Origin of the sequence: Glycomyces tenuis DSM 44171, from assembly GCF_000427885.1 — a bacterium.
GTDB lineage: Bacteria > Actinomycetota > Actinomycetes > Mycobacteriales > Micromonosporaceae > Glycomyces > Glycomyces tenuis.
Genome location: NZ_KE386602.1, coordinates 76,843 through 93,433, shown reverse-complemented (window position 1 = coordinate 93,433; position 16,591 = coordinate 76,843). Strand labels below are relative to the sequence as shown.

Annotated in this window: 16 protein-coding genes; 5 read left to right on the top strand and 11 right to left on the bottom strand. The window is 71.0% G+C overall.

From position 1 onward, the window contains the following. The first annotated feature begins 106 nt into the window (after positions 1 to 106). Positions 107 to 466 carry a response regulator gene (locus YWW_RS0126555; protein ID WP_342673599.1) on the top strand — a complete coding sequence of 120 codons (360 nt, stop codon included), beginning with the start codon at positions 107 to 109 and terminating at the stop codon, positions 464 to 466. A gap of 58 nt (positions 467 to 524) precedes the next feature. After that, positions 525 to 1,598 (top strand): anthranilate phosphoribosyltransferase, encoded by a 1,074-nt coding sequence (gene trpD / locus YWW_RS0126550; protein WP_026932443.1) that lies wholly within the window; start codon positions 525 to 527, stop codon positions 1,596 to 1,598. A 62-nt stretch (positions 1,599 to 1,660) separates the two neighbouring features. On the opposite strand, the gene YWW_RS33350 is transcribed toward trpD, so the two are convergent. The 4 genes from YWW_RS33350 to YWW_RS34620 form a co-directional block, all read right to left on the bottom strand. Beyond that, on the bottom strand, positions 1,661 to 2,443 hold the full coding sequence (locus tag YWW_RS33350; RefSeq protein ID WP_051326362.1) for a zinc ribbon domain-containing protein: 783 nt from the start codon (positions 2,441 to 2,443) through the stop codon (positions 1,661 to 1,663). Then, on the bottom strand, positions 2,433 to 3,266 hold the full coding sequence (locus tag YWW_RS0126540) for a Nif3-like dinuclear metal center hexameric protein (RefSeq protein ID WP_026932442.1): 834 nt from the start codon (positions 3,264 to 3,266) through the stop codon (positions 2,433 to 2,435). Before YWW_RS0126540 ends, YWW_RS33350 begins: the two co-directional genes overlap by 11 nt. 78 nt (positions 3,267 to 3,344) lie before the next feature. Beyond that, positions 3,345 to 4,583, bottom strand: coding sequence for a helix-turn-helix domain-containing protein (locus tag YWW_RS0126535; RefSeq protein WP_035705143.1), 1,239 nt, complete (start codon positions 4,581 to 4,583; stop codon positions 3,345 to 3,347). 207 nt (positions 4,584 to 4,790) lie between these two features. Beyond that, on the bottom strand, positions 4,791 to 6,317 hold the full coding sequence (locus YWW_RS34620) for a metallophosphoesterase (protein ID WP_051326361.1): 1,527 nt from the start codon (positions 6,315 to 6,317) through the stop codon (positions 4,791 to 4,793). Between the two features lie 160 nt (positions 6,318 to 6,477). On the opposite strand from YWW_RS34620, the gene YWW_RS0126520 reads away from it, so the two are divergent. Continuing rightward, complete coding sequence (locus YWW_RS0126520; protein ID WP_026932440.1) at positions 6,478 to 8,523, top strand: M3 family metallopeptidase; 2,046 nt, start codon at positions 6,478 to 6,480, stop codon at positions 8,521 to 8,523. An 88-nt stretch (positions 8,524 to 8,611) separates the two neighbouring features. On the opposite strand, the gene YWW_RS33340 is transcribed toward YWW_RS0126520, so the two are convergent. The 3 genes from YWW_RS33340 to YWW_RS0126505 all read right to left on the bottom strand — a co-directional run bounded on the left by YWW_RS33340 (position 8,612) and on the right by YWW_RS0126505 (position 11,481). Further along, a complete protein-coding gene (locus YWW_RS33340) occupies positions 8,612 to 10,216 on the bottom strand; it encodes a stealth family protein (protein ID WP_051326360.1) in 1,605 nt (534 codons plus the stop codon). A gap of 315 nt (positions 10,217 to 10,531) precedes the next feature. After that, entirely contained in the window at positions 10,532 to 11,164 is a 633-nt protein-coding gene (locus YWW_RS0126510; RefSeq protein ID WP_026932439.1) for a heme oxygenase-like domain-containing protein, read from the bottom strand. A 113-nt stretch (positions 11,165 to 11,277) separates the two neighbouring features. Then, positions 11,278 to 11,481, bottom strand: a complete 204-nt coding sequence (locus YWW_RS0126505) for a hypothetical protein (RefSeq protein ID WP_026932438.1) — start codon at positions 11,479 to 11,481, stop codon at positions 11,278 to 11,280. A 147-nt stretch (positions 11,482 to 11,628) separates the two neighbouring features. Here YWW_RS0126505 and proC point away from each other — a divergent pair, with 147 nt between their 5' ends. Continuing rightward, positions 11,629 to 12,435: a pyrroline-5-carboxylate reductase gene (gene proC, locus YWW_RS0126500; RefSeq protein ID WP_026932437.1), complete on the top strand. Its 807-nt coding sequence runs from the start codon at positions 11,629 to 11,631 to the stop codon at positions 12,433 to 12,435. 132 nt (positions 12,436 to 12,567) lie between these two features. Beyond that, entirely contained in the window at positions 12,568 to 13,005 is a 438-nt protein-coding gene (locus YWW_RS0126495; protein WP_026932436.1) for a GNAT family N-acetyltransferase, read from the top strand. Positions 13,006 to 13,476: 471 nt separating this feature from the next. Here YWW_RS0126495 and bfr read toward each other — a convergent pair whose 3' ends face one another. The 4 genes from bfr to YWW_RS0126475 all read right to left on the bottom strand — a co-directional run bounded on the left by bfr (position 13,477) and on the right by YWW_RS0126475 (position 16,521). Then, on the bottom strand, positions 13,477 to 13,956 hold the full coding sequence (gene bfr / locus YWW_RS0126490) for a bacterioferritin (RefSeq protein WP_026932435.1): 480 nt from the start codon (positions 13,954 to 13,956) through the stop codon (positions 13,477 to 13,479). A gap of 162 nt (positions 13,957 to 14,118) precedes the next feature. Next, positions 14,119 to 14,304, bottom strand: coding sequence for a (2Fe-2S)-binding protein (locus tag YWW_RS0126485; RefSeq protein ID WP_026932434.1), 186 nt, complete (start codon positions 14,302 to 14,304; stop codon positions 14,119 to 14,121). A gap of 150 nt (positions 14,305 to 14,454) precedes the next feature. Further along, on the bottom strand, positions 14,455 to 15,474 hold the full coding sequence (locus tag YWW_RS0126480) for a GntG family PLP-dependent aldolase (protein ID WP_026932433.1): 1,020 nt from the start codon (positions 15,472 to 15,474) through the stop codon (positions 14,455 to 14,457). Positions 15,475 to 15,510: 36 nt separating this feature from the next. Continuing rightward, on the bottom strand, positions 15,511 to 16,521 hold the full coding sequence (locus YWW_RS0126475; protein WP_026932432.1) for a DUF6301 family protein: 1,011 nt from the start codon (positions 16,519 to 16,521) through the stop codon (positions 15,511 to 15,513). Between the last annotated feature and the right edge of the window lie 70 nt (positions 16,522 to 16,591).

Genomic DNA, 16,591 nt, shown 5'->3' with positions numbered 1-16,591 from the left:
GGTCTTCCCATTTCAGTGTGGCCGGTTTAATATGCGAGGCGTGAGTACCTCAACGACCGAGTACGCAGTGCTGCTCTACAGCCATGAACCCTCCGTGATCGAGCAGATGCGCTCTGCCATCGGGGACGAGCCCGTCGAAGGCGTCAAGATCGAGTACGCCGTGTCCGGCGACTACGACGACGCGGTGGCCCTGATCGACCGCTACGAGATCGACCTGGTCCTGCTCGACGGCGAGGCGCAGCCCGCCGGCGGACTCGGCATCGCCCGCCAGCTCCGCGACGAATTCGACGAGCCGCCGACCCTCGCGGTGGTGGTGGCCCGCGCCGCCGACCGCTGGCTCGCCGCCTGGTCGCGGGCCGACGCCGTCCTGACCCACCCGCTCAATCCCGTCACGACCGGACAGACGGTAGTAGACTTGCTGGTCAACCGCCGCTCAGCGGCACTGCCCGAGCAGCGCGCCGCCTGAGCCCCGCTTTCGACCTCGGTGAACCCCTGTTGGCCGAGCATGAGCTCTTGGAGTCTTCATGACTGACACGACCTGGCCTGACGTCCTCGCGCGCCTGTCCGGCGGCGACCACCTCGACGAGGCCAGCGCCGACTGGGCGATGGCGCAGATCATGGCCGGCAAGGCCGATCCGGCCCAGTTGGCGGCGTTCGCGGTGCTGCTGCGCACGAAGGGCGAGACGGCCGAGGAGATCGCCGCGATCGCCGGCCGCATGCTGGCCGAGACCACCCGCATCGACGTCTCGGACCTGGGCGTGGCCGTCGACATCGTCGGCACCGGCGGCGACGGTTCGAACAGCGTCAACATCTCCACCATGGCGGCGATCATCGTGGCCGCGGCGGGCGTGCCGGTGATCAAGCACGGCAACCGCTCGGCCTCCTCCAGTGTCGGCTCGGCCGACCTGCTCGAGGCGCTGGGCGTGGACCTGGAGGCCGAGGCCGAGCGCGTCGAGGCCTCGGTCCGCGAGGTGGGCATCGGCTTCTGCTTCGCCCGCACCTTCCACCCCGGGATGCGCCACGCCGGGCCCGTGCGGTCCGCCTTGGGCATCCCGACGGTGTTCAACGTGCTCGGCCCGCTGACGAATCCGGGCCAGCCCAAATCGGGCCTGATCGGCTGCGCCGACCCGCGCATGGCGCCGCTGATGGCCGAGGTGTTCGCCCAGCGCGGCGCCTCGCTGTTCGTCGTTCGCGGCGACGACGGCCTGGACGAGATCTCGACGATGTCGACGACCACCGAGTGGATCGTCTCGGGCGGCCGCGTCTCCGAGGGCACGATCGACATCGAGGAGTTCGGCCTGGTCAAGGCTGATTCCGAGGCGCTGCGGGGCGGCGACATCGAATACAACACGAAGGTGGCGAGGGACGTGTTCGCCGGGAAGGCCGGGCCCGTCAGGGACGCGGTCCTGGTCAACGCCGCCGCCGCCCTGGCCTCGCGGGAGGCGCTGATCGAAGGCGCTGACCTGCACGACGTGGCCCGCAGGCGGGCGATGCTCGAAGCGGGCCTGAAGAAGGCCGCGAAGGCGGTCGACGAGGGCGCGGCGACGACCTTGGTCGAGCGCTGGGCGCAGTTCAGCAGCCGGCTCGGCGAGGACTGACGCCGCTCAAGGCATGCGGCGAGGGGGCGGACCGTTCGGTCCGCCCCCTCGCCGTACAAGGCTCAGGTGTACTTCTTCAGCTCTTCTTCGGAGGCGTCGGGGGTCGAGCCGGACGAGGGCAGTTCGGTGCGGATGAGGACGCAGCCGCACTCCTCGCAGCGCAGGACCTCGTCGATGGGGGCCTCGCGGATGGGGATCATGTCGGCCGGCGACTTCTCGATGCGGCACGAGCCGCAGCGCCGCCCGACCAGTTCGGCGGCGGCGATCGGCTGTTTGGCGTGGATGCGCTCGTAGAGCTCGACGAGCCGGTCGGGGATCGAGACGGTCAGGGCGGTGCGGTCGGATTCGGCCTCGGCGGTCTCGGCGTCGATCCCGGCGAGTGCCCGCTCCCGGGCGGACTCGGCGTCGTCGAGGGCGTTCTGGGCCTCGACGGTCTGGGCGCGGGAGGCCTCGAGCTCGGCTTCGAGCCCTTCGCGGCGCTCCATGAACTCGAGCTCGTCGTCCTCGAGGGTGCCTTGGCGGCGCGCGAGCGATTCGAGTTCGCTCTGGAGCCCTTCGAGCTCCTTGGCGCTGGCGGCGCCGGAGGCCATGCGGTCGCGGTCGGCGGCGGCGCGCTTGGTCACCAGCTCGACCTCCTGCTCGATCCGCTTGATGTCGCGGTCGAGGTCGGCGATGTCGGCGGTGAGGGACGCGGCGCGGTCGGTCAGGGCCTGGAGGCGCCGCCGGGCGTCGGCGAGCGTCGTGTCGGCGTCGAGTTTTCGGCGCCGCTGTTCCAGCTGGGTGAGGGTGGTGTCGACGGCTTGCAGGTCGAGCAGTCGGCGCTGATCGAACAGGTCAGCTTTCAACTCGGTTCACCCCGGAATTCTGATGGATCGTCCACGGATCGGTGTCGATGTCGGAGACGACTGCGTCGTCCACGAGATCCGACAGTTGTCCCGCAACAGTATCGAGCCAGGGCCGCTCGGTCGCCCAGTGGGCGGCGTCGATGAGGGCGGGGCCGCCGCGGGCGAGGTGCTCGCTGACGGGATGGTGCCTGAGGTCGGCGGTGAGGAAGACGTCGGCTCCGGCGGCGACCGCGTCCGCGAGGTGGGAGTCGCCCGCGCCGCCGCACACGGCCACGGAGCGCACGGTCCGCTCGGGGTCGCCCGCGCCGCGCACGCCCCAGGCGGTGGGCGGCAGGACCTTCGCGGCGTGTTCCAGGAGCGAGGCGAAGGTGGTCTCGGGGAGGTCGCCGATGCGGCCGATGCCTCTGCCGGAGCCCTCGTGCTCGGGCCCTTCGAGCGGGCGCAGCGGGCGCAGGCCGGTCAGGCCGAGCCGCTCGGCCAGCGCGTCGGAGACACCGGGGGCGGCGACGTCGGCGTTGGTGTGCGCGACGTAGAGGCCGATGTTCTGCTCGATGAGGGTGTGGACGAGGTCGCCCTTGTAGTCGGCGGCGGGGTCGAGGCTGGAGACGCCGCGCAGCAGCAGGGGGTGGTGCGCCACGATGAGGTCGCAGTCGCGTTCGTTGGCTTCGATGACGGTCTCGGGGACGACGTCGACGACGCACAGGACGCGCCGCACGGTGATGTCGGGCCTGCCGCAGACCACGCCGACGCGGTCCCAGTCTTCAGCCCAGTGCCGCGGGTAGATCCGGTCCAGTGCGGCGGTCACTTCGCTCAGCGTCGGCATGCCGTCGAGTCTATTGGCCGCCGCCGGGGGACGGGACGGGTGTGCCCGGAGCCGAGCAGCCTGGCTCCGGGCGCACCCTCAGTTCAGAGCTCCCATCTGTTCGGCCAGGCGCCGCACTTCGGGTGTCGGCTGTCCCTTGGCGCGGTGCAGGATCTGGTCCATGAGCTCGACGGCGATCGGGCGGCAGCGGATCTCGGCCGGGGCGGTGCGCTCCGCGGCGGTCAGGGCCCTGCCGGCCCGCTCGATGTCGCCGACCTGGATGCAGGCCCGCGCCATGTCGAGGTAGTGGTGCGCCCGCCGCTCGGCGACGAGGTCGCCGAGGGCGGCGCGGTCGATGCCGTCGTGGACGGCGAGGGCGTCGGCGCCCTCGCCGAGCTCGACGAGCGCGGCGGCGCGGTGCAGCAGGACGTTCGTCGGGCCGAACGAGGTGTAGTAGTGGTTGGCGTCGCGGCCGAGGATGGCGGCGGCGCGGTCGGCGCTGTCGAGCAGGTCCGAGCAGGTCGCGCTCTCGCCCGCGAGGGCGGCGGCCATGGCGCCCTGGAGCAGGAGCGCTCCGTAGACGCTGATGGCCTCCGGGCCCGCGGACTCGCCGCCGGTGCCGCTGATGAGCCCGTGGGCGACCTGCACGTTCAGGTCGAGCGCGGCCTGGTAGCGGCCGAGCGCCCGGAGGGCGTTGGCGACCCTGGTGGTGGCGATGCCCGCCAGGAGCGGGTCGTTGCCGCGCTGGGCGGCGCTGATGGCGCGGTCGGCGGCGAGCCAGGCGAGTTGGGCCTCGCCGAGCTTGCGCAGCACCGTCGAGGCGATCTGGTAGACCTGGGTCAGCAGCTCGGCGGCGTCGGCGCTGGTCCCGCCGATCGGGTTCTCCTCGGCGACGGGAGTGTCGCGCAGGAGCTGGATGAGCGAGCGGGCGACGACCGGGTAGTGGCCCTTCTCGAAGGCGAGCCACGCGTAGGTGACGGCGCCGCGGAGTTCGGGTATCGGTGTCGGTTCGATCGGGGCGGCTTCGAGGAAGCGCCCGAGTCGTTCATATCGTTCGAGGGACTGGCGGATGGACTCGACCTCCACTTGGTCGAGGCAGCCGCCGAGGCCCGGTCGGCGTTTCGGTTCGCGGCCGAGGAGTTGGCCGGCGTCGATGCTGAGGGCTTCGGCGAGCTCGGTGATGACCGAGTACTTGTCGAGGCGTCTGACGCCTCGCTCGATCTTGTCGACCCAGCTCTTGGACTTGCCGATTCGATCGGCGAATACTTGTTGCGACATGCCGCGGCGTTGGCGCCAGTACGCCACTCGCCGCCCCATGGGCTGTGTTTCGGACTCCATCAGACCCCACCGTCCTTATAGGAGTTAAACGCAATTCATCGGGAATTCGTTGTTCAGTTGGTCGCTCGGTTCCTCGTGCGTCGGCGGCGGCGGCCGCTTCCGCGGCCAGACGGCCGCGGCCGCCGCCCTCTGCCGGGGCCGTCTCCCGAAGCGGTCGAAAGCCTTCGAGCGCACCCGCATGCGCCGCTTCGGTCCGTCTCCGGCCAACTATGTGTCTACATGCTTTTCGCCTTCAGCACAACGGCCATGAGCGGGCGTTGTGACGCTCGGCTCGAGGTCCCTCACAGTATTTCCCTCTTGCCCTCTGAGCTGGAGTTCTATATGCCGGTATGGCGTGTTTGCGACCCCCGAAGGCGGGAAAACTGCACATGCAACGTGCCTCTTCAGGGCACTGACTCGTTGTGTCGGATATGCGACACAAAGGAGTTCGACCGCCGCGGCAGCGCGGTTCCGGCGCCCCGCAACCGCTTCCCGACGAGGCGGAGGAGCCGCCTGGGCGACGCTCGCGAGCCGGCCATGAGTCGAGCCCGCGACGCTCGGCACCGCCCCGCGTGCCCGCCCAGCGGGACGTGCGGACCGCCGACGCGACGGAACCGCGGACCGCGAGTGCGCCCCGGCGCCGCGGCCTCCGCGCGCCCCTCGCGGGCGCGGCCGTGGCGGCGGGAGCGGTTGCGGGCCTGGGCCGCCTGCTCGCCTTCTCGACGCTCGCCGGATGGGCGACCGCGGGCCTCGGCGCCGCCGTCGCGCGCCTGCGGCGGGCGCCCTGACCGTACCGCCGGGACTTGCGCCGGCCCGCCCGCTCCACGCTCGGCGATGGGGCCCGGTGGCCGCCGAGCGGGGAGCTCGGGCGGCTCCGGAAAAGCGCGCCAATGGCCGCTGGACGGTCCTGTGCGGACAATCGCCTCGGCGAAGCGAATGGGTGCGGCGGCGCCACGGGAATAAGTTCAATCGGACCACCAGGCACGGGCCGCCTTGGTAGACTCCGCCGTCCACATTGAGCACCATTCCGTCGCAGTAGCGGCGCGCCTCGGTCACCTCGCTCGGCCTCAGCTCGGTGGTGTCGGGGATCGTCGAGTGGCCGTGGACGAGCTCCTCGCCGCCGAAGGAGCGGAGCAGCCCGCGCACCCGTGCCGGGCCGTCCTGGCCCATGAACTCGTGGCGGCGCGTCAGCTCCCGGAACAGCTGCCACCACTCCTCGGGCTCGTCCGAGGAGAGCACTGCCCGCGCCGCCGTGTTCACCGCCTCCTCGCTGCGCCCGTACCCCAGGTAGGACTCGGTGTCGGAGTGCATCAGCAGCGAGCGGTCGGCCAGGTGGATCACCCGGCGCGTCCGCAGCCACTCGACCTCGTCGTCGCTCAGTTTCCCCAGATCGTCTTCGAAGCCGCCGTTGAGGACCCACCAGTGCAGGAACTGCCGCTCCTGGCCGTCGACGTCGGTGAAGCGGCCGGCGCCGAACTCCTTGGAGCCCAGCAGGAGGACCTCGTGATTGCCGATGAGGGTGTCGGCGGACCCGCCCTCGTCGGCGGCCTCCTCGGCGAGCCGCCGCAGCAGCCGCACCACCTTCACGCCCTCCTGGCCGCGGTCGAACAGGTCGCCGAGAATCCACAGCCGAGCGTCGCCGCCGGTCCATTCGGCTTCCTCGCCGACCAGCCCGCGCTCGCGCAGCGCCTCGACGAGCGCGTCGTAGTGGCCATGGACGTCACTGGCCACGAACAGCGGGCTCGAATCAGACATGGCCTCGATAGTAATGCGGCACGGCAGCACGGGGTGACGTTGTCGGTGCCGAATCCGATCGGCGCGGGGCGTTCCGGCAATGAACTTGCCGGGCGGCCAGCGGCGGGAATAGGATTCGGCCACCGCCAGGCCCTGGCACGCTTCGTCGAGAGGGAACTCCGTGACCGACAACCCGTTTCTGACCGTCTCCGACCTGCCCTACCGTCTCCCCCGCTTCGAGGCCGTCGACGCCCGGCACTACCGGGACGCCTTCGAGGCGGGCATGGAAGAGGAGCTCGCCGCCGTCGCGGCCATCGCCGCTCAGGACGAGGAGCCGAGCTTCGAGAACACCATCGTGGCCCTCGAACGGGCCTGCGGAGGCGTCCTCGCCCGCGTCAGCAGAGTGTTCTTCAACAAGAACTCCTCGGACACGGACGCAGAGCTCCAGGCCATCGAGACCGAGATCAGCCCCCGGCTCGCCGAGCACGGCGACAGGATCCTCCTCGACGCCGCGCTGTTCGCCCGCGTCGACGCGCTGTGGCGGCGCCGTGAGGAGCTCGGCCTCGACGAGCAGGACGAGCGGCTCCTCGAGCGCTACCACTCCGAGTTCGTCCGCGGCGGCGCCGCGCTCGACGAGGACGGCAAGGCGCGCCTGTCGCGGATCAACACCGAGCTGGCCGAGCTGTCGGCGAAGTTCAACCAGCAGGTGCTGGCCGACATCAACGACGCGGCCGTCCACGTCACCGACCTCGCCGAACTCGACGGGCTGGGCGAGGCGTCCGTCAAGGCCGCCGAAGCGGCGGCGGCCGACCGCGGACTCGACGGCTACCTGATCACCCAGCAGCTGTACAGCAATCACCCGCTGCTCGAGCAGCTGAACGACCGCGGCCTGCGCGAGCGCGTGTGGCGGGCCTCGACGTCCCGCGGCGCCGCGAACGCCGACACGCTGCTCGCGATGGTGCGCCTGCGCGCCGAGAAGGCCCGGCTGCTCGGCTTCGAGCACCACGCCGACTACATCGCCGCCGACCAGACCGCCGGCGACGCCGGGGTCATCGCCGAGCGCCTCGCCGGGCTGGCCGCCGCGTCGGTGCGCAACGCCCGCGCCGAGGCCGCCGAGCTCCAGGAGGTCGTCGACGCCGAGGGCGGCGGCTTCGCGCTCGCCGCCTGGGACTGGTCCCATTACGCCGCGAAGGTCCGCCGGGCCAAGTACGGCTTCGACGCCGACGCGCTCCGTCCGTACCTCGAGCTCGACCGGGTCCTGTTCGACGGCGTCTTCTGGGCCGCCGAGCGGGAGTTCGGGCTGAGCTTCACCGAGCGGGACGACCTCGTCGGCTACCACCCCGAGGTCCGGGTCTTCGAGGTCTTCGACTCGGGCGGGGAGCCGCTGGGGCTGTTCCTGGCCGACTTCTTCACGCGCGACTCCAAGAAGGGCGGCGCGTGGATGAACGCGCTGGTCGTCCAGTCGGAGCTGACCGGCGAGCGGCCGGTGGTGGTCAACAACCTCAACATCGTGAAGCCCTCCGAGGGCGAGCCGGCGCTGATCAGCGTCGACAACGCGCGGACGATGTTCCACGAGTTCGGGCACGCCCTGCACGGGCTGCTGTCGGCCTGCCGCTATCCGAAGACGTCGATGACCTCGACGCCGCGCGACTTCGTCGAGTACCCCTCGCAGGTCAACGAGATGTGGATCCTGTGGCCGGAGGTCGTGGCGAACTACGCGCGCCACCACGTCACCGGCGAGGCCGCCCCCGAGGAGCTGCTGGAGCAGTGGGAGGCGTCGGGGCGGTTCGGCGAGGGCTTCTCCTCGACCGAGTACCTGGCGGCCGCGATCCTCGACCAGGCGTGGCACCGGCTCGCGCCCGAGGACGTGCCGGAGGCCGGCGGCGACGCCGCCGCGGCCGTGGAGGCCTTCGAGCGGAGGGCCCTCGAAGACGCCGGGATCGCGATGGCGGAGATCGCCTCGCGCTACCGCTCGGGCTACTTCGCGCACATCTTCGCGGGCGGGTACTCGGCCGGGTACTACTCCTACATCTGGTCGGAGATCCTCGACGCCGACACTGTGGAGTGGTTCAAGGAGCACGGCGGGCTGACGCGCGAGAACGGCGACCACTTCCGCGAGTTCCTGCTCAGCAAGGGCGGCTCGATCGACCCGATGGAGTCCTACCGGCGCTTCCGCGGGCGCGACGCCGAGATCGAGCCGCTGCTGGAGCGCCGCGGCCTGAAGTGAGCCCCGCGGCGAGGTCGCCATCGCAGGGTGTCCCGCATACGCGACGGCCCCGGTCCATCCGCTCCCGGACCGGGGCCGTCGCGTTCGGTCAGATCGCCATCGGCCGCTCGAACGGCGAGGGCACCGGGAAGTAGGCCTCCAGGAAGGCCCGCAGCATCGCCGAGCGCTCGTCGGCCAGCTCGGGTGCGAGCCCGGCGTCGTTGACGCAGAACGTCTCGCGGTCGCGGCGCTCCAGCAGCTCGGCCAGGCGCTCGGCGAGGTCGGGCCTGCCGAGTTCCAGATAGGAGTCGCGGGCCGTCCCGGTCACCGCCCGGCCGGTCAGGTACGCGTAGTAGTGCTGCAAGGTCACCGTCGAGACGTCCGAGACGTTCCTGAACGCGCTGCCCGCGGTCCGGACGTGGGCCTCGTGGAACTCCTTCTCGACCTCGGCCAGCACGCTGCGCCGCATCGGGTACGGCACGTGCTTCATCATCCTGGAGATCGTGCGCCCGAAGGCCCGCTCGACCAGAGCCCGGTCGTTCTTGAACGCCGCGTTCGGGGGCGAGTCCAGTGGGCCGACCGGGTCGAAGCCGATGAACGTCTCGGCCGGGAAGAAGCGGGCGAGCCCGTTCGGTTCGAAGAACATCCGCGGCGCGATCGGGCGGCCGACGAACATGTCGTCGTTGAAGTACAGGAAGTGCTCCGAGAGGCCCTCGATGCGGTGCAGCTGCGTCTCGATCGCGTGCGAGTTGAAGGTGGGCAGGCATTCGGGGTCGTCGAACAGCTCCCGGTGGTCGACGACGATCAGGCCGGGGGCCTCGGCGTCGAGCCAGTGCGGGCGCTGGCGGTCGGTCACCAGGTAGACGTCGCGCACCCACGGCGCGTTCAGGTGCAGCGAGCGCAGCGAGTACCGCAGCTCCTCGCGGTCGATGTAGCGCGCCTCGTTGTTCGACTCGGCGTGGTACGGGGACTGCTCGGCCTCGGCGCGGCGGCGGCGCCAGACGTGGTCGGCGCCGTCGACCCAGGTGTAGACGACGTCGATCGGGAAGTCGATGTGGTCCGGTCCGGGCACGGTGAACTCGGGCCGCGTGACGACGTCCGCCCGGCCGTTCGCGAGCGCGGTGAACAGCCGCTCGGGGGCGGCGACGGGCGGGCCGTCGCGGCGGACGAGGGGGCCGACGCGGTTGTGGCGGGGCGCGAGCAGGCGGCCGTCGCCGGTGTCGGCCCAGAACTCGACGTCGCAGCCGTGGTCGGCGCCGAAGACGAGGCTGCGGGTGGGTTCGGTCCACAGCCAGTCGGCGCGGACGATCGGGACGTCGCCCATGTCCGGGCGGTGGGGCCACACCGGCTTGTCGAGGGCCGACTCGGACTCGCGGTAGGCCGGTTCGGGGACCGAGAGTCGCCCGCCGGTGGTGTCGCACAGCATCGCGAGCGCCGCGATGACCCGCTGCCGGTCGATCTCGGCGACGCCGAGGACGGGGCGGGTGAGGCTGAAGCCGGGCACGGCGAAGAAGTCGACGCCGATGGCGGTCAGCAGGGCCGAGACGATCTCCATGTTGCGCCGCCACACTTCGAGCGGGGTGGGGCCCGCGAGCGCGTAGGCGGGGCGGATCTGGAGCTCGTGGAGCATGTGGCTCGAGGCGAGGTCGGTGAAGAAGCGGTAGGGCTCGGTGACGTCGCTGCCGACCGGGGGCGGATCGACGGGACGGGTCATAGTCGGGTCCACCGCTTCTTGCAGCGGGGAAGCCGAACGGCTCGTTCGGGTTGCGATACGGCGCTCGTAATCTGCGAACATCGACACCTCCTGACTCACGGCAAGCTGCCGCTCCGGCTGACCGGAGACTCCAATCGGCACTGTGGGAAAGCGGGATCGTCATCGGCCACGCTCGAGGTCCACGTGGCCGGACATTGACACATGTTCAACAGTAGGCCACGGCTCGGTGACGAAATAGTGTCAGAAAAGCGTCCGAAGCGTCAACAGATCGAGAGTTCACCTCGGGTTGATATTCGGTGAAACGCGAGAGCTGTTCTACCCCAAAGGGATTCGGGCGATGGTCTCCCAGGTGTAGGTGGAGGCGTCCTCGGATTGGAAGACCCGGACGAGTTCCACTCCGCTCACTGTGATTTCAGCCCTACCGGGCCTGACGTCGCGCAGGCGGTTCTGGATGGCGCCCCGGCGGGGGTCGACGCCGACGGAGTCGGGGCGGTAGGACAGCGACACGTGGCCCGGTCCGCCGCAGGGGCGGGCGTGGCCGCCTTCGACGACCTCGTCGATGACTTCGACGCAGGTGGCCACGAGCCGCTGGAAGTCGGCGTCGGGACTGGTGTCGAGCATGACCGCGCCGGTGGCGGCCAGCGCCGGTCCGACCGTGATGTCGAAGGCCTCCTGGCGCCCGACGCGCTCGCGGAGCCGCTCGACGAGCCGGTGGCGGGTCTCGAGCCCGATGTCGGCGGCGTCGCACTCGATCGAGGCGATCGTGGCGTGGAGCCACTGATGGGGCACGGTCACCTCGTCGACGACCTGCTCGATGACCGGCCGGTAGGAGTCGGCGACGGTTTTGACCTCGTCGAGGTCGGTGAGGTAGACGTGGAGCTTCGTCCAGCCCTCGGGCCAGCGCTGCCCGGACTTGGGGGGTCGGGCCCCTGGCGCAGATTCGTTCACTGCTCTATGCCTCAACGGATGTGTCAGGAGCGGCGCGCCCGGTCGGGCGGCGCTCGGTGGTGACCACTGTTGTCGGTGGGTACCGCCGAGGACGGAGTCTACACACCGGGCGCTCAGGCGGGGGGCCGCTGACCGGCGTGGCGGATCGCGGCGGCGATCTTGAGCCCGACGCCGATGATGCTCAGGCATACGGCCGCCACGTACAGGCCGGCCCACGGGGCGATGAAGGACACGACGACGGCGATGAACGCCAGGAAGAGCACCACGTCGGCGACGCTGTCGTCCGGTCCCGTGCGGGATTCGGGGGATCGGGTCACGCACCGAGCCTAACGAACTCGCGCCGGATGCGCGGGCCTCGCTCCGATCGGGCCGTCCGAGCCGTGGGATGCGGACCTCGGACGAGGTGCGGTGGGCTGCCGAGGGGGCACAATCGGTGAGGCAATCGATTTCGAGAGGGGCCGGTCATGCGAACGGTGGCGGTACTTGGAGCCGGGAAGATGGGGCAGGCGATCCTGTCGGGCCTGCTGCGCGCGGGCTGGGAGCGGGACTCGGTGGTGGGCACGGCGCGCAGCGCCGAACGCGCCGCCGAGCTGCGCGAGGCCTACGGCGTGGCCGTGGAGCCGAACGCCGAGGCGGTGCGGCGGGCCGACGTGGTCGTGGTGGCGGTCAAGCCGCAGGACGCCGCGGCGCTCCTGGAGGAGCTGCACGGCGTCTTCACCGCGGGCGTGCCCGTGGTGAGCATCTGCGCAGGGCTCCCGACCGCCTTCTTCGAGAAGCGCCTGCCCGATTCGACGCCGGTGGTGCGGGCGATGCCGAACACGCCGGCGCTGGTCGACGAGGCGATGACGGTGCTCTCGCCGGGCACCCACACCGACGAGGACTGCCTGGCCGCGGTCGAGGAGCTGTTCAAGCCGCTGGGCCGCACGCTCGTCGTCGAGGAGAAGCACCAGGACGCGGTCACCGCGATCTCGGGCTCGGGCCCGGCCTACTTCTACTACCTGGCCGAGGCGATGACCGAGGCGAGCGTCCTCATGGGGCTGCCGCGGGCGGTGGCCTGCGAGCTGGTGGCGCAGACGGCGCTCGGCGCGGCGCGGATGGTCAGCGAGGCCGACGCCTCCCCCGCCGAGCTGCGCGAGGCGGTGGAGTCCCCGGCCGGGACGACCATCAGCGCGGTGCGCCAGCTGGACAAGCACCGGGTGCGCTCGGCGGTGACCGACGCGGTCGAGGCCGCCCGGGACCGGGCGCGGGAGATCGCCGACGAGTACGCCTGAGGCCGTACGGGTTTCCTCCGGACGCGCTCGCCGAGACGATCGAATGGTGGCGGCGCCGGCCGGCCGCGGCTCAAGGCCACATCGGGGGCGCGTGCCGCGGCGGCGCCGCGCGCCGCTGCTCTAATGGCGGGCATGCGCGAAATACGACACGGCCGGTTCGGCGAGCTGGACGGCGCGACGGTGTTCGGTCTGGCGCGGCTCAGGCAGGCGGTGTTCGTCGTCGAGCAGGAGTGCGCCTACCCGGACCTCGACGACCGCGACACCGAGCCGGAGACCGTCCATTTCTGGATCGGCGAGGGCCTCGACGTCGTCGCCTGCCTGCGGATGCTGCGCGACGGCGAGGGCCGGCGGATCGGCCGGGTCTGCTGCGCCGAGGCCGAGCGCGGGCAGGGTCTGAGCGGGGCGCTCATGGCCGCCGCCGTGGAGGAGGCCGGGGCCGGGACCGACATCGTGCTCGACGCCCAGACCTACGCCGCCGGCTTCTACCGCAGGCACGGCTTCGTCGAGCACGGCGAGGAGTTCCTGGAGGACGGCATCCCGCACGTCCCGATGCTGCGGCGCGGCCGGTAGCGGAAGGGGCGGAGCGCCCGGCTCGCGCTCCGCCCCGCTATCCCTCTTGCGTCAGGTCGATCGGACACGGCCGCGCCCGGCGGGCATGCCGCCGGGAGACGATGCCGCCGTCCCAAGTTCGAACTGAAAGTTTCGCGAAACTTTCATTCAAAGTATCGATATGTTACGATCCCCTGGTCGACGCTGTCAAGACCAGCGGCGGCATACCACTGTGGTGGAGATGTGAGGGGCTCTACCGCAACAGCAGAGGGGGCCGGCTTTCGCCGGCCCCCTCTGCCCTGCTCGAACACGGCGCCGACCAGGTCGGATACCGATCCGCGGCGCCGAAGCCACGGGCGGCGGGCGGCTGCCGGGACGCCTCTCGATTCGGCGCCGTCATGGCGGCCGAGCGACCGGCGCCCGTCCCGGAACTCTCGGACGGCCGTCAGCGGCGGGCGGCACCGCACGGCCGAGCCCCCGCTTCGGGGGCGGTCACTCGCTGGGCTGCTCGATGAGCGACTGGATGTACAGCTCCTCGCCGATCTTCTCGACGATGTCGAGCTGCGTGTCGAGGTAGTCGATGTGGTGCTCCTCGTCCTTCAGGATGCCCTCGAAGAGGTCCCGCGAGACGTAGTCCTTGACCGACTCCATGTACTCGATGCCGCGCTTGAGCCGATCGATGGCCTCGACCTCGATCTCGCGGTCGCACCGGAAGATCTCCGGGACGCTCTGCCCGATCCGCAGCGGAAAGAGCCGCTGGTAGTTCGGCAGGCCATCGAGGAAGAGGATGCGGTCGGTGAGGATCTCGGCGTGGCGCATCTCGTCGAGGGACTCGGCCCGGGTGTACTTCGCCAGCTTGGTGTACCCCCAGTTCTCCTGCATCTTGGCGTGCAGGAAGTACTGGTTGATGGCGGTGAGCTCGGCGCTCAGCTGCTCATTGAGGAATTCGATGACTCGCTTGTCGCCCTGCATGTCGCTGCGTCCTTCCCAGGTCGTCGGAGGCCGGTCCACGGGACCGGCGGGCCCAGACTATGCCGGGATGAGGGCGGTTTTCCAGTCAGGAATGCCTAAAATAGGACAAGCTAGCCTAACTCCGGGTAGCGACACGGACGCGCGGAAGGCGTCGATCGCCGCTCAGGCGGCCGGGACGGACTCGTTCGCGAAATAGCTCTCGATCATGTCGGCCAGGCGCTCGTGGCAGTTGCCGCAGCCGGTGCCCGCGTCGCAGGCGTCGCCGATCGCCTCTTCGGTATGCGCGCCGGCACGGATGCAGTCGTGGACCTCGTGGTCCTGGACTCCGTGGCAGATACAGGCGTACATCCCGAGACCTCCGGGAACTTAGGCTTGGCTAATGAAGGCATGCCTAAGCTACCCGGATTCCCGGCCGGTCGGCAACATCCGATCGGTCGGGACGATCCCGGCCTATCGGACAGTGCTTCTTCGAACAGTGCCGTGTCAAAGGGGGCCGCCTCAGGCGCGGCCGTCGCGGACGAGCTCGGTGAGGACCTTGACGGCGTGCTCGATCCCGGCGTCGTCGACATCGAGGTGGGTGAGCAGGCGGCCCCAGTCGGGCCCGAGCGCCGAGATGCGGACGCCCTGCTCGGCCGCGGCGGCGGCCGTCTTCGCGATCTCGGGGATCCGCAGCAGGACCACGTTCGTCTCGACCTGGGCGGCGTCGCAGACGCCGTAGGGCTGGAGCGCCTCGGCGAGGCGCCTGGCGCGGGCGTGGTCCTCGGCGAGGCGCCCGATGTTGTTGGCGAGGGCGAAGCGGCCGGCCTCGGCGAGGTAGCCGACCTGCCGCATGCCGCCGCCGAGGCGCTTGCGGAGAACGCGGCCGCGCGCGGCGCGCTCGGCGTCGGTGACGAGCAGCGAGCCGACCGGCGCGCCGAGTCCCTTGGAGAGGCACACTGAGACGGTGTCGAACAGGCGGCCGTACTCGTGGAGCGGGACGCCGGTGGCGACGTGCGCGTTCCAGATCCGCGCCCCGTCCAGGTGGACGGCGAGCCCGTAGGCGTCGGCGAGCTCGCGCAGCGCCCGCAGCTCGGCGAGGGGCTGCACGGTGCCGCCGCCGATGTTGTGGGTGTTCTCGACGGCGACGGCGCGCGTGGTGGTGGCGTACGGGTGCGGGAGGTTGATCATCGGCTCGACGAGCGAGACGTCGAGGCGCCCGTTCGGGACGTGCCAGGTGCGCGTCGAGATGCCGCCGAGCGCGGCGGCGGCGCCCATCTCGAAGTTGACGACGTGGGCCTTGGCGTCGCACAGCAGCTCCTGGCCGGGCGGGACGAGCAGTTGCAGGGCGATCTGGTTGGCCATGGAGCCGGTGGGCGTGAAGACGGCGGCCTCGTGCCCCAGCAGCGCGGCGGCCTCGGCCTCGAGGGCGTTCACGGCCGGGTCCTCGCCGTAGACGTCGTCGCCGACCTCGGCGTTCGCCATGGCCTCGAGCATGGCGGGGCCTGGGCGGGTCACGGTGTCCGAGCGCAGATCGACGATCATGCCCAGACCCTACTCGGCGGGGCCCGCGGGCGGTCAGTACGGGTTGTCGCCGTTGCCGATGCCGAGGACCGGCAGGTACATGCGCTCGCCGTCGGCGGTGAAGCCGTCGTAGACGATGTCGAACAGGTCCTGGATGCCGAAGGCCCGGAGGGCGTCGACCATCATGTGGGCGGCCTGCGTGGTGGCGGCCCGGTCGGTCGACGGGAAGGTGCGGGACCAGTTCGGCTGGCCGCCGCTGGGGGCGCGGAAGCCCATGTTCGGCAGGTTCGACAGGCCGGCGCGCCAGTTGCCCTTGACGGCGGCCGAGGCCTCGACCCGCAGCCCGCCGTCGACGAAGGCGGCGACGTACCTGGCCGACCAGTCGCCGGTGCGCAGCAGGACGGTCCCGGCGGTGTCGATGGTCGGGACGTCGGCGGCCATGTCGCCCAGGAGAGAGGAGAGCCGCTCGGTGAACTCGCCCATGTCGTGGCAGGCCGGTTCGGGCGGGCGCTCGCCCTTGCGGGCGAAGGCCTGCCAGCCGGAGACGTCGCCTCTGCCGACCGAGTGCGCCTCCAGCTGCTCGAACAGCTGCGGGGAGAGCAGGCGGAGGGTGACGCCGCCGTGGAAGCGGCGCAGGTGGAGCTCGAAGATCAGGCCGTCCCGGTACCAGCGGATCCAGGGGCCGCCGTCGCCGCCGCGCACTTCGGGCGCGCCGAGCTCGTTCATCATCGTCCGCAGCACTTCGCGGAAGACGATGGTGCGGTGGTTCTCTCCTTGGCGGCCGCGCTCGGCGGACCTGAGGACCATGACCTCGATGGAGTAGAAGTCGGCGCGGCCGGACAGGGGCGTCTGGGGCGGGACGGAGTCGGCGATGGCGTTGCCGGTGTCGTAGCCGGTCTCGGCGCGCCACATGCCGATGTCGACCTCGGCGGAGCGGACCTGCCATCCCAGGTTCGTCATGGCCCGTTGCAGGTCGGCCTTGCTCCAGCGCCCGAAGTCGGTCTGTCGGGCACGGCGGAGGAGTTCAACGAGTTGCGATTCGCTGATCCGGTGTGTGCCGAGCATCAGGTACTGCGCCAATCCATCCGTGGGTGGGGCCGAGCTGGGCGTCCACCCAGCGGCTCGCTCTGGTTAG